General features: G+C 67.2%; 9 protein-coding genes. 5 read left to right on the top strand and 4 right to left on the bottom strand.

From position 1 onward, the window contains the following. Nucleotides 1-223 precede the first annotated feature (223 nt). Complete coding sequence (locus LO55_RS06595; protein ID WP_005663878.1) at nucleotides 224-1,576, top strand: putative O-glycosylation ligase, exosortase A system-associated; 1,353 nt, start codon at nucleotides 224-226, stop codon at nucleotides 1,574-1,576. Here the strand turns inward: LO55_RS06595 and LO55_RS06600 are convergent. Together LO55_RS06600 and LO55_RS06605 are read right to left on the bottom strand one after the other, a co-directional pair. After that, nucleotides 1,573-2,820, bottom strand: a complete 1,248-nt coding sequence (locus tag LO55_RS06600) for a pyridoxal-dependent decarboxylase, exosortase A system-associated (protein ID WP_071360888.1) — start codon at nucleotides 2,818-2,820, stop codon at nucleotides 1,573-1,575. The genes LO55_RS06595 and LO55_RS06600 overlap by 4 nt on opposite strands. 41 nt (nucleotides 2,821-2,861) lie before the next feature. Beyond that, the gene (locus LO55_RS06605; protein ID WP_005663881.1) at nucleotides 2,862-4,427 is read right to left on the bottom strand and encodes an acyl-CoA ligase (AMP-forming), exosortase A system-associated; all 1,566 of its coding nucleotides are present in this window, start codon (nucleotides 4,425-4,427) and stop codon (nucleotides 2,862-2,864) included. Between the two features lie 191 nt (nucleotides 4,428-4,618). On the opposite strand from LO55_RS06605, the gene LO55_RS06610 reads away from it, so the two are divergent. Both LO55_RS06610 and LO55_RS06615 read left to right on the top strand, forming a co-directional pair. Continuing rightward, nucleotides 4,619-5,815, top strand: a complete 1,197-nt coding sequence (locus tag LO55_RS06610; RefSeq protein ID WP_071360889.1) for an aminotransferase class I/II-fold pyridoxal phosphate-dependent enzyme — start codon at nucleotides 4,619-4,621, stop codon at nucleotides 5,813-5,815. Then, a complete protein-coding gene (locus LO55_RS06615; RefSeq protein WP_071360890.1) occupies nucleotides 5,812-6,837 on the top strand; it encodes a GNAT family N-acetyltransferase in 1,026 nt (341 codons plus the stop codon). The genes LO55_RS06610 and LO55_RS06615 overlap by 4 nt, the downstream gene beginning before the upstream one ends. 2 nt (nucleotides 6,838-6,839) lie before the next feature. Here LO55_RS06615 and LO55_RS06620 read toward each other — a convergent pair whose 3' ends face one another. Beyond that, nucleotides 6,840-7,883, bottom strand: a complete 1,044-nt coding sequence (locus LO55_RS06620) for a polysaccharide deacetylase family protein (protein ID WP_071360891.1) — start codon at nucleotides 7,881-7,883, stop codon at nucleotides 6,840-6,842. 466 nt (nucleotides 7,884-8,349) lie between these two features. On the opposite strand from LO55_RS06620, the gene LO55_RS06625 reads away from it, so the two are divergent. Continuing rightward, nucleotides 8,350-10,680 carry a hypothetical protein gene (locus LO55_RS06625; RefSeq protein WP_083415210.1) on the top strand — a complete coding sequence of 777 codons (2,331 nt, stop codon included), beginning with the start codon at nucleotides 8,350-8,352 and terminating at the stop codon, nucleotides 10,678-10,680. Between the two features lie 89 nt (nucleotides 10,681-10,769). Here LO55_RS06625 and LO55_RS06630 read toward each other — a convergent pair whose 3' ends face one another. Then, the gene (locus LO55_RS06630; RefSeq protein ID WP_218145971.1) at nucleotides 10,770-11,720 is read right to left on the bottom strand and encodes a hypothetical protein; all 951 of its coding nucleotides are present in this window, start codon (nucleotides 11,718-11,720) and stop codon (nucleotides 10,770-10,772) included. A gap of 333 nt (nucleotides 11,721-12,053) precedes the next feature. On the opposite strand from LO55_RS06630, the gene LO55_RS06635 reads away from it, so the two are divergent. Beyond that, nucleotides 12,054-12,932 (top strand): glycosyltransferase family A protein, encoded by an 879-nt coding sequence (locus tag LO55_RS06635; RefSeq protein WP_040774951.1) that lies wholly within the window; start codon nucleotides 12,054-12,056, stop codon nucleotides 12,930-12,932.

The following is a 12,932-nucleotide window of genomic DNA, read 5'->3' on the forward strand; positions in this document are numbered from 1 at the left end:
GATAAGGTGTAACAGTGCTGATCAGAACTTGAATTATAGTATCATGCTTGTCAAAAATTTATGCGTCTGGCGTCAATCGTGCTGCCCTCCGGAAAATTTTTTCGCATAATGGCGGCATTGCTTTTTAACAAATACCGATCCGGCGCCAGCGCTTCCCGGCGCGCTTTGGGACCTCCCATCCACATGACACCATCCATTCCAAGCATTCCGAGGCGGCCCGGCCATGCGTGACATCATTCTACTGTTCGCCTTCGTGGCGATCATTCCCTATATCTTCAAACGCCCGGTGGTCGGCGCCATGGCCTACGCCGTGGTCAGCCTGATGAATCCCCACCGCCTGAGCTATGGCTTCACGCAGAACTTCGCGTTCGCGATGTACCTGTCGATCATTACCCTGGTGGCGGTCATGGTCTCGCGCGAGCCCAAGAAGATTCCGATGTCCCCGCTGGTGGTAATGCTGATGATCTTCTTTGGCTGGATGACCGTCACCACCATCTTCGCCCAGGTGCCCGCCGCGGCCTGGCAGGACTGGGACCGTTTCAGCAAGATCATCCTGATGGTCTTCCTCACCATCATGACCGTACGTACCCGCAAGGATGCCCAGATGCTGGCCATCGTGGTGGCGCTGTCGATCGGCTTCTGGGGCGTCAAGAGCGGCATCTTCGTCATCTTCAGCGGCGGCGGCGAAGGCATGCTCGGTCCGCGCGCCAGTTTCATCAGCGACAACAACACGCTGGCGCTCGCTCTGGTGACGATCACGCCACTGCTGGTCTACCTGGTAACCCAGGTGCATGGAAAATGGCTCAAGCGAGGAGTGCTGGCCATGGCCGCCCTGACCGCGCTGGGCGCGATCGGCTCGTATTCGCGCGGCGCCTTCCTCGCTGTCTTCATGATGGGATTTTTCCTGTGGCTCAAGTCGCACCACAAGCTCAAGACCGGCATCGCCTTCCTGCTCCTGGTGCCGGTCGTCCTGCTGGCCATGCCCGAGGAATGGATGGGAAGGATGCACAGCATCCAGACGTACGACGAGGACGCCTCCGCGACCGGGCGCATCAACTCCTGGCTGTTCGCGATCAATATCGCCAACGAGTTCGTGCTGGGCGGCGGGCCGAATGTGTTCGCGCCCCATATGTTCATGCTGTATGCGCCGGAACCCGAACGCTACTACGATGCCCACAGCATCTATTTCCAGGTGCTGGGAGAGCAGGGCTATATCGGCCTGGCGATCTTCCTGACCATGTTCCTGGTGGCCTGGCGCCTCGGTTCGCGGGTGATCCGCTTCTGCCGCGACAAGCCGGACCTCGGCTGGGCCCTGATGCTGGCGCGCATGTGCCACGTCAGCATCATCGGCTACATGACCGCCGGCGCCTTCCTGACCCTGGCCTATTACGACCTGATCTACTACGTATTCGCGATCCTGATCGTGCTCGACAAGGTGCTGATCCGCATGCCGATCCAGGAAGACATTCCGCCGATGCGCATCCCGTTCATGCAGGACCGCATCGACCGCTGGCTGGGCAAGGCGCCCGACGCCAAGGCGCAGGGCGGCGCGGCGGCGCCGCGCCAGACTGGCTAGACCAGCACTTCGAGCGCCGGCGGATGCCCCAGGAATTGCGCCGGGCTGGCGCTGGCGCCGTAGGCGCCGGACTGGAACACCACCACCAGGTCGCCGACGCGGGCATGGGCCAGCGGCATGCGGTCGGCCAGGATGTCGAGCGGGGTGCACAGCGGGCCGGTGGCCGAGGCCGGGCCGCTGTCCGGCGCGTCGCCCGCGGCATTCATGCGGCTGCCGACCGCCACCGGATAATTCTTGCGAATCACCTGGCCCAGGTTGCCCGAGGCGGCCAGGTGGTGGTGCATGCCGCCGTCCAGCACCAGGAACACCTCGCCGCGCGAGACCTTGCGGTCGATCACGCGCGCTACATACACGCCGGCTTCGCCGACCAGGTAGCGTCCCAGTTCCAGCGCCAGCCGCGCCTGCGGCAGCGCCGCGGCCAGGCGCGGCAGCCAGGCGGCCAGGTGTTCGCCCATCGGCGCCGGATCGATGCGCGCCTCGCCCGGGAAATACGGGATGCCCAGGCCGCCGCCGATGTTCAGCTGGCGCAGCGCCAGCGGGCTGTCGCCGGCCAGCCGCATGGCCAGCTCGATGCTGCGCGACTGCGCCTCGACGATGGCGTCCAGGCGCAGGCTCTGCGAACCGCTGAAGATGTGGAAGCCCTGGAAATCCAGGCCCAGCGCCGCCACCTGCCGCAGCACGGCAGGCGCCTGTTCCTCGTCGATGCCGAAGGGCTTGGCGCCGCCGCCCATCTTCATGCCCGACGATTTCAGTTCGAAAGCCGGGTTGATGCGCAGCGCCACGCGCGGCGTGATGCCGAGCGCTTCGCCGATGCGCGCGGTGCGCGCCAGCTCGTGTTCGGACTCGATGTTCAGGCACACGCCGGCGGCGACCGCCTGGCGCAGCTCCGCATCCGTCTTCGCAGGGCCGGCGAAGCTGATATGGGCCGGGTCAATGCCGGTGTCCAGCGCGGTCTTGAGTTCTCCGCTGGAGGCGACGTCGAGGCCGTCGACCAGGCCCGCCATGTGCTGCACCAGGGCCGGCATCGGATTGGCCTTGATCGAATAGTGCAATGCCACCTGCGGCGGCAGGATCGCGCGCAGGCCCGCCACCTTGCCGCTGCAGACGGCGCGGTCGACGGCGAAGAACGGCGTGCGGCCGACGCGCTCGGCCAGCCGGGTGAGCGGGATGCCGCCGACTTGCAGGACGTCGTCGACCACGGGGAAATGAATCTGGGGAGCGTGCTGGGGCTTGGTGCCGGTCATGGGAATAGGCTGGAACAGGTGCGGTAAGGTCCGGACGTTTTTTACTGGCCGGGCTGGAAGGTCGTGCGCAGCAGGTTGCGGTCGATCTTGCCGTTCGGGTTGCGCGGCAGCGCCTCGGCGCGCACGACGATGTGGGCCGGGATCATGTAGGCCGGCAGGCGGCGCCGGCATTCGGCCAGCAGCGCGGCGCGGTCGACCGCGCCAAGGTCGGCCACCGCCACCGCCACGATCGCCTGGCCCAGCGTCTCGTCGGCGATGCCGAACACCGCCACCTCGCTCACCAGGCCGCTGGCATGCAGCACGCTCTCGACCTCGGTCGGGCTGATGCGGTAGCCCGAGACCTTGATCATCTCGTCGCTGCGGCCGACGAAGTACAGGTAGCCGTCGGCATCGCGCCGCACGGTGTCGCCCGACCACACGGCCAGCTCGGGCAGCGGCAGGGCCGGATCCTGGCCGGGGGCCGGGCGGAAGCGCTGGGCGGTGCGCGCCGGGTCGTTCCAGTAGCCCAGCGCCACCAGGGCGCCGCGGTGCACCAGTTCGCCCGGCTCGTCGGCCTCGCACAGGGTGCCGTCGGGACGCACCACCAGCACCTCGGCATTCGGGATCGCGCGTCCGATCGAATCGGGGCGGCGCGCCAGTTCGGCCGGCGGCAGGTAAGTGGAGCGAAAGGCTTCGGTGAGGCCGTACATCAGGTAGACCTCGGCGCGCGGCAGCGCCGCCCGCAGCGCCTCGACCGTCACCACCGGCATGGCGCCGCCGGAATTGGTGATGAAGCGCAGCGTGCAATCGGCCGGCCACTCCAGGCGCGACAGGGCGATCCACAGCGGCGGCACCGCGGCCAGGCCGGTGATGCGCTCGGCGCGCACGGCGGCCACGATGTCCTTCGGGAACAGGTAGTTCATCAGCACCACGCAGGCCCCGCGCAGGAAGGCGGTGGTCAGCTGGCTCAGGCCATAGTCAAAGCTCAGCGGCAGCACCGCCAGCAGGCGGTCGTCGGCACGCATGCCAAGGTAGCCGGCCACGCTGGCGGCGCCGGCCACCATGTTCCGGTGCGACAGCACCACGCCCTTGGGGGCGCCGGTGCTGCCCGAGGTATACAGGATGGCCGCCATATCGGTGTCGATGCGGCGGTGCGGAGTGAACGATACGCCGGTCTCGAGCTGCGACCAGCGCAGCAGCGCCAGGCCCGAAGGGGACGGCGCCGGCTGGGCGCCGTCGGTCAGCAGCAGCGCGCGCAGGTCGGGGCAGCCGCCCAGGCTGGCGGCCAGCTGGGCCTGGCGTTCGGGGGTCGTCACCAGCAGGCGCACATTGCAGTCGGCCAGGATGTAGGCCACCTGCTCGGCCTTGAGCAGCGGATTGACCGGCACGAACACGCAGCCGGCGGCGGCCGCGCCGAACATGGCCACCACGTTCTCGATGCGCTTTTCCATGTACACCGCGACCCGCTCGCCCGGCTGCATGCCCTGGGCCAGGAACAGGGCCGCCGCCGCGTTGACCTGGTCGGCCAGTTCGCGGTAGGTGCAGCGCGCCGCGCCATAGGCGAGGGCCTCGGCCTCGGGGGTGCGCGCCGCGCTGTCGAAGATGCTGTCGTGGATCAGGTGGTTCATCGCATAGTGGGTACGGTCGCCGCATGGCGCGAAATGGCGCGGCGCATCCGCCACGCATCTGCAATCTTACCAGTTCGGGCCGCGCCGCAAGAAAGCGGATGCTTTTTCGACATCTTTTCGGTGCGCGGGAACGGCGATACCGCATGTTATATTTAAATCATGCCTAGAATAAACACATCCGCAGCGCCAGCATGAGCGACATCCGCGCCATTCCCTCCGTCCCGATCCTCTCGCTCGGCGCCTTTGCCGGCCACGGCGCGACCCTGCCGGCGCTGGACGACGCGCCCGCGGTGCAGCCCGTCACGAGCGGCCGGATCGCGATCGGCATGGCGTTGCGCGCGCTCGGCGTCGGCCCCGGCGACAAGGTGCTGGTGCCGGCCTACCACAGCCCCTCGATGATCCCGCCGGTGCACTGGCGCGGGGCCGAGGTGGTGTTCTACCGGGTCCATCCCGACACCACGGCCGACCTGGACGACGTGGCAAGCAAGCTGGGCCCCGGCGTGAAGGCCGTCATGGTCACCCATTTCTTCGGCTTTCCGCAAGACCTGCGCGCCCTGCGCGCGCTGTGCGACTCTCACGCCGCCGGCCTGGTCGAGGATTGCGCCCACTGCTTCTTCGGCGAGCGCGATGGCGTCGCGGTCGGCGCCAGCGGCGACTACGCGATCGGCAGCAGCATGAAATTCTTCCCCATCTTCGAGGGCGGCTGCCTGGTGTCGCACCGCCACCGGCTGCCCGCGGCCCTGCATGGCGCCGGCGCCGGCTTCGAAGCCAAGGCCGCGCTGGGCGCGCTCGAAGCCAGTTTCGCCCAGGGCCGCCTGCCGCTCCTGCGCGCCGCGCTGGCCCTGCCGCTGCGCCTGAAGACGGCGCTGTGGAACCGGCTCAAGGCACGCAGCGCCAACCCCGGCGCCGGCGCGGCCCCGGCGCTGGCCCCGGCCTCGTCTGACAGCAGCTTCGACTTCGATCCGCGCTGGGTCGACCGCCGCTCGTCGTGGTTCTCGCGCGCCGTCCTGCGGCGCGCCGGCCGCGCGCGCCTGGTCGGGGCGCGGCGCCGCAATTACCTGGAACTCGAACGCGCGCTGGCCGGTGCGCCCGGCTGGCAGCCGCTGTTCGCGGCGCTGCCCGCCGGCGCCTGCCCCTGGGTGTTCCCGCTGCTGGCCGACCGGCCGGACGCGCTGTTCGAACGCCTGCGCGCTGCCGGCGTGCCGATGGTGCGCTTCGGCGCCAGCCTGTGGCCCGGGGTCGACGCCACGGTCTGCGCCAACAGCGTGGCGCTCGGCCGGTGCCTGTTCGGCCTGCCCGTGCACCAGGCATTGCGCGCGCCGGAGCGCGCCTGGCTGGCCGCCACCGTGCGCCGCGCGCTGGAAGAGACGGCGGGAGCGGCGTCATGAACTGGCGCGTGGTCCCGGCGACCGAACTGGCGGCCCGTTCCGAGCACCTGGAACGCTGGCGCCGCCTGCACCGCGAGAGCGCCGGCTCGCCGCTGCTGGCGCCGGAATTCGTGCTCCCCCTGCTGGCCGTGTTCGGCACCGGACGGGAAGTGCTGGCCTGGCGCGAGCGCGATGGAGAAACCGACGCGATGGCGATCCTGGCGCCGTCGCGCCTGGGCGCCTGGAACACCTTCCAGCCGGCCCAGGCCCCGGTCGGCCTGTGGCTGCAGCGCGACGCCGGGGCGCCCGGCGCCGGCCTGCCCGGCCTGTTGCGCGCCCTGCCCGGCGCCGCCCTCACGCTCGGCCTGACCCAGTGCGATCCGATGCTGATGGCGCGTCCCGCGCACGGTGACGGCGGCTTGCGCAGCATGGACTATATCGAGACCGCCCGCGTCACCCTGCCGGCCAGCTTCGAGGACTACTGGAATACGCGCGGCAAGAACCTGCGCAGCAATCTGCGCAAGCAGCGCAAGCGCCTGCAGGACGACGGCGTGCCGACCCGGCTCCAGGCCAGCCGCGCGGCACACGAGATGGCGGCCGCGGTCGAGGACTACGGCCGCCTGGAAAGCGCGGGCTGGAAGGCGCAGGACGGCACCGCCGTCAGCGCCGGCAACGAGCAGGGCCGCTTCTACCGCGCCATGCTGGAAGCCTTCGCCGCCATCGATGCGGCTTGCGTCTACCGCTACTTCATCGGCGAGCGGCTGGCGGCGATGGACTTGTGCGTCGAGGGCGGCGGCTGCATCGTGGTGCTCAAGACGGCCTACGACGAGGGCATCGGCAACGGCCTGTCGCCGGCGCTCCTGATGCGCGAGGAAGCCACGCGCGACATCATCGAAGCGCGCCGCTTCGAGCGCATCGAATTCTATGGGCGGGTGATGGAATGGCACTTGCGCTGGACCGGCGAGGTGCGCACCATGTACCACCTGAACGCCTATCGCTGGCCCTGGCTGGGCCGGCTGCACGCACGCGCCGCCGGGCGCTGATTTCAGCGCACCGCTTCGAGCGAGCGCGGCGCGACCCCGGCCTGGGGCGCCAGCGCCGCCCCCACCTGCGACAGGGCCAGGAACTGGCCGCCGATCTCGTCGCGGAACCAGGCGCAGTAATCGTGGATCGTGGAAATCAGGCGCTCGCGGTCGGCCGCGTCGCGCACATAGGGCGTGTGGCCAGGCACCAGCGAGGGGCTGTGGTAGGTCAGCGAGAACACTTCGCAGCCATCGGCGCGCAGCGCGCGCGTCAGGCGCCGCATCTCGGCGCCTGTGGCGACTTCGGGACTGAGGCGGATGCGCTCGAGCGCGCGGGTGCGCGCCAGCATGCCGCCCATGCGCAGCGCGCGTCCCGCCGGGCTGCGCGCCAGGTCGAACAGGCGCGACCCCATGCCGCGCAGCCAGCCGGCATAGCCGGTGGTCACCGGCAGCTCGAGCAGGCGCCGTCCGCCGGCCTCGAACCAGTAGGGATGCTCGTCGAAGGCGCGGAAGTCCGGCGCGCCGTCGTCCTCGAAGCGGGTATAGGGCACCACGCTGGCGTCGATCTCGTAGCCCAGCGCGGCCACCGCCTCGGCGCTGTGCGGCCCCAGGCCGTAGCGGCCCGACTTGAAGGCGGTCGGGGCACGCCCGAAAGCGTTGCCGATGGCGTTGGTGAGCATGCGCAGCTTGGCCAGCTCCAGCTCGCGCGGCAGGTTGCCGGCATAGGAATTGAAGCGCGTGACCTGTTCTTCATAAGGCGGCGAGACCCAGGGGTGCAGCTGGGTGCCGATATCGCAGCGTCCTTCCTGCATCAGCCGGCGCAGGGTGGCGACGGCCTGCGGGGCGGTGGCCACCGGCCAGTCGACCATATAAGCCGGCACGATGCCGAAGCGGTCGAACACGCGCTCGTGCATCAGCGGCTGGGCCGCGACCGAGGCGGTATCGACGTTGGCGCGGTCGAATGGCCGGTCCCAGGCGAATTCTTCCTCGGTATCGACGATCACGATCAGGACCGGCGGCCGTCCGGCCGCCAGCCGGGCCGCTACATGGTTGGTTGTGCTTAGCATTGCATCATTTCCGCGAAGCCCGAGTGCGCCACTTCGGCGCAGCACAACGGCCGGCACTGTGTCCTTGGATAAAGGGACCAGCCATGTCGCCAGTCCATTGATGTTGTCATCCTAGCACATTAAATAATTATTCAATGTCAACTTCGCAAGGGTGCGTGCGCGCACTCAGGCATATTCAGTAAATTCGAAACATGATTAGTGCACGAAAACGTAGCTATTCAGTTCTAGTTCCGATTTTGACCTGTCACAAGTGTAAAAAAGCCAAGAATATTGTAGCTTTTTTACGTCTTTCGGCAAAAATACGCTTGACTTTATTTGCGTAAATACTTTCAAGTTCGACATTTTCGTTGTTTTTGCGCAGGAAATCAGCAAAATCTGTTCAAAATTGGCCCATGGAAATGTTTGTCAGGGTAAAGTTCAGTTCCACACGGAAATTAATTCCACTGCGAAACGATACCCAACTCCCATGACCCCTGACCAGATCACCCCGAGCCGCGCGGAACGTGGCAGCAATCACGGCGCCAAGCCAGCCCGCCTGACTGCACGCTGCACCTCCGTCATCGCCACCGCACTGAGCGCCGCCATGCTGAGCGCCTGCGGCGGCGGCGGTGGCGACGACCTCGCGCCCGACGCGGTGTCGTACACCGACTCCGGTACGTCGCTGGCCAAGACCACCACCGGCTTCACCCCGAAACCGACCACCCCGACCGTCCTCACGCCGGTAGCCACGTCGGCCGCGATCGTCGCCGGCCCCACCTTGACCGATGTCGAGATCCAGAATACCGGCCTGGCCCAGACGAATGTGCCGTTTACCTTTGGCCAGGTAGTCGCGGCCGGCCAGATGGCGCCGACCGAAGGCCTTGCGGCCCGCCTGTCGAACGGCACCCTGCTACGCCTGCAGACCGATATCAAGGCGACTCATGCCGACGGCTCGGTGCGTCACATGATCGTGTCCGGCATCCTGCCGACCCTGGCCGTCGGCCAGATCGAGAAGATCCAGCTGGTCAAATCGACCGCGTCCGAAAAAAGCAGGGTGACCCTCGAAGGCCTGGCCGCGAGCGGCCTGAGCGCGAACGTCGTCATCACCGCCGACGGCGTGCAGTACAACGCCTCCCTGGCCGATGCGCTGGCTTCCCCGAAGCCCGTCAGCTGGCTGTCGGGTTCGGTTGCCAACGAATGGATCGTGAGCACCCCGGTGAAGAACGGCGCCGGCGTCGTGCATCCGCTGCTGACGGCCAGTTTCGCCGTGCGCTGGTATCCGGGCTTGTCGAAACAGGCGCGGGTCGACGTCGTCGTCGAGAACACGAAGACCTTCAAGGCAGGCGCCCGCAACCTCGTATATGACGTGAGCGTCGATGTCGCCGGCCGCCGCATCTACACCAAGGCTGGCCTGACCCATTACCATCACGCGCGCTGGCACCAGAGCGCCTGGTGGGACGCTGCCCGCGCGCCGCAGGCGCACGTGCGCCACAATACGTCCTACCTGATCGCATCGAAAGCGGTTTCGAACTACGACCAGAACGTCGTGCCGTCGGAAAGCATGCTGGCCGATCTGGGCAAGGGCATCACCACGGCCAACACCGGCCCGATGAAGATCGGTCCCGTCATGGCGGCCATGGGCACCACGGGCGGTCGCGCCGACATCGGCCCCCTGCCTTCCTGGTCAGTCGCTTATCTGCTGTCGAAGGACCAGCGCGCGCTGAACTCGATGATGGCCGCCGCCGATGGCGCCGCCAGCTGGTCGATCCACATGCGCGACGAGAACACCGGCAACCCGGTGCGCGCCGACAGCGCGGCCAACAAGAATATTTCGACCCACATGAATCTGGCAAACAAGGCTCCGCTGCCGGTACCGCGTTGCGCCAATAACAACAAGCAGCTGTGCAGTACGCCGTATTCGCACGATACCGCCCACCAGCCGTCGATGGTCTACCTCCCGTATCTGCTGACCGGCGACTACTACTATCTCGAAGAACTGCTGTTCTGGGCGGCTGCGAATCCGCTGGAAACCGATCCAGGCAATTCCGGCTATGGCCAGGGCCTGGTGCGCTGGCAGCAGGTACGCGGCCAGGCCTGGTCGCTGCGCACGCTCGGCCATGCCGCCTACGTCACCCCGGACAGCCACCCGCTGAAAGACTATTTTGTCAAACAGGTCGACAACAACCTGAACTTCTATCACGCGACTTATGTGGTCGGCAATCCAAACCAGCTGGGGGTGTACGACGGCTCTGGCGCCAGTTCGTTCAAGGTGGCCGCTTCGGCCCCATGGCAGGACGACTTCCTGACCTGGAGCTTCGGCTACCTGACCGAACTCGGCTTCGAGAAGGCCCTGCCGATCCTCCAATGGAAGGCGAAGTACGCTGTCGGCCGCATGACCACGCCGGGCTTCTGCTGGATCCAGGCCTCGGCTTATCACCTGGAGTTCCGCCCAAGCGCCAAGGAACCGATCTTCAGCGACCTGACCGCCATGCACACCTATAACTTTGCCGGCGACAGCATTCTGAACGAAAGCAAGCGCCTGAAGCATCCGCAGGGCCTGAAGTATATCGACCAGCCTTGTGCAAGCGTCCAGCAGAGCGATTGGCTGCGCGTCGCGTCGAAGGGGCGCTGGTCTCCGGGCCGCATGTCGGGCTACTCCGATTCGACCATGGGCTACCCGTCCAATATGCAGCCGGCGCTGGCGGTTGCGGCGACTTCGGGCATCGCCAACGCGACCCAGGCCTGGACCGTTTTCAGCGGCCGCGCAGACAAGCCCGACTACAGCAAGGGCCCGCAGTGGAACATCGTTCCACGCTGACCGCAGGCGGCATCCCGGCCGGCTTCGCCTGAAGCCAGCGTTCGGGAGCCGATCCGGGGCGGCGCCACCTACCGGTGGCGCCGCCTTTTTTACGCCGGGGACGCCGTTCGCCAGGCGCGCAGCCGGCAGCGCAGGCTGCGCAGGCCAAGGCCGGCCAGCGCCAGCGGCGCCGGTGCGCGGCGGCGCGCCGGGATGGTATCGAACAGCAATTCGGCCCAGACCCGGGTACATGCCTCGGCCCGCACTTCTTCACCGCGACGCAATCCGTTCTCGACCATGGCCTGGTACAGCGCCGGCTCGCTCGCCAGGCGCGCCAGCGCCTCCCCGGCCTCGCGCGCCGACGCCACTTCGATGTAATCCAGCGGCGAGCGGCGCAACTCGCGGTAGGCCTGCTCGGGACCGAGAATGGCCGGCACGCCGGCCAGCCAGGCATTGATCAACTTGCTGGCCGGCTTCTTGACGTGCAGGTGCGACACGTCCTTGCGCATCGCCAGCACCACGTCGGTATCGTGGTAGTCGTTCCAGCTGGTCTGGTAAGACGCGGCATTGCCGCCCCATGCCACCGCGTCGCAGCGCCATTCGATGCCCTGGCGCCGCAGGCCGTCGGCCCACTCGGGTGCGGCGAATTCCGGCGTCATCTCGCCCACCGTCCCCTTGAAGGACACCGTGCGCACGGTGTTGCCGCGCTGCGGATCGCGCGCCACCAGGCCTGGCTGCGGCCAGTGCTGGACGTGGAAGGCGCTGCCGCCGTGCGCGGACGCGGCGTTCTGCACGATCTCGACATCGGCATGCGGCTGGTGCGGACGGTCGGCGCGCGCCGCCACGATGGTCAGGGCCGCCCCCCAACGCCGCCGGCACAGCAGCACCGGCACATGGTCGGCATGGACCACCACCAGGCCCGCATCCGGCGCCAGCGCGCTGAGCGCCACCGGATACCCGGCCCGCTTCAGGCGCAGATAGGTTTGCCCGACCCATACCTGCACCCCGGTGCTGAAAAGGCGCCAGTCGCGGTCCGGATCGGCATCCTGCAACAAGCGCACTTGTTGCGGATCCGGCAAGAAAAATGTTACCTGCTGCTTACTCAATGGCGCTCCGTCAGGGATTTGGATGGCGGTATGCCGTCTTCAGGCATGAAGATAATGTCATCTGGCAAAAAATGCAGCACGGAACGCGTGCGCTGCACAATTCAGCATATAATAATCGCGCGCTATTGCAAGAAATGCAATAGTATCACGCCAGCGTCCGGCAAAGCTGCGACGCTTGCCGACATGCGGATACAGGAGTCAGTGAGGATGTCTTTAATTCAGAGGATCGTTCAGCGCCTGAAACGGGATTATTTCCGTTCCCGGCACACGAAGGCGACCCGGCAAATCTTGTCGACCCCTCCGGTCGAGCGCGGCAACCTGCCGTTCATGCTGTTGTCGATGGTCCATACCCGCGACGTTCTCGCCTACCTGGTCGCGCTCAAGTCCTTCGTCCGTTATGCGAACGCGGAACGGGTGGTCGTGGTGTGCGATCCCTCGATCACCGATGAGGACCGTGCCGTGCTGCGCCAGCACGTGCCGCACATCGAGCTGCACCACGCCGACGAATTCGTCCATCCCGACATTCCGCGCGGCGGCGTGTGGGAAAGGCTGTACGCGATCTCGGGCTTCGTGCGCGAAACCTATGTGGTCCAGCTCGACGCCGATACCGTCACGGTCCAGCCGATCCCCGAAATCGTGGAAGGCGTGCGCAACGGCACCGGCTTCGTGCTGGCCGACCTGCCCGACACCCCGCTGCGCCAGCTGCCGGCGGTGCGCGAGCACGCGCTGCGCGTGCTCAAGCCGGGCGCCCACATCCAGACCATTTCCGAGAGCGAGATGGTCAATGTCGGCCTGCCGCAGGACGCCCTGTACGTGCGCGGCTGCGCCGGCTTCACCGGCTTCCCGCATTCGGACACCATGCGCGACGCCATGCTGGACTTTTCGCGCCGCATGACCGCCAAGCTGGGCGAGGACTGGAAGCGCTGGGGCACCGAGCAGGTGACCTCGAACTACCTGGTGGCCAATGCCCGCGGCACCCGCACGCTGCCCTTCCCCAAGTATGGCACCCCCGATTGCGCTACCGCGGAAACGGCTTTCCTGCACTTCATCGGTTCGATGCGCTTCATTAACAGCAAGTATGAAGCCACCTCGCGCGACGTGATTCGCGCGCTCGACGCCGCGCCAGGGGCCGGCGCCACGCTCGCGCAGTCGACCACGGCGGGCTGA

It is taken from the genome of Massilia timonae (assembly GCF_001866515.1).
Lineage (GTDB): Bacteria > Pseudomonadota > Gammaproteobacteria > Burkholderiales > Burkholderiaceae_D > Telluria > Telluria timonae.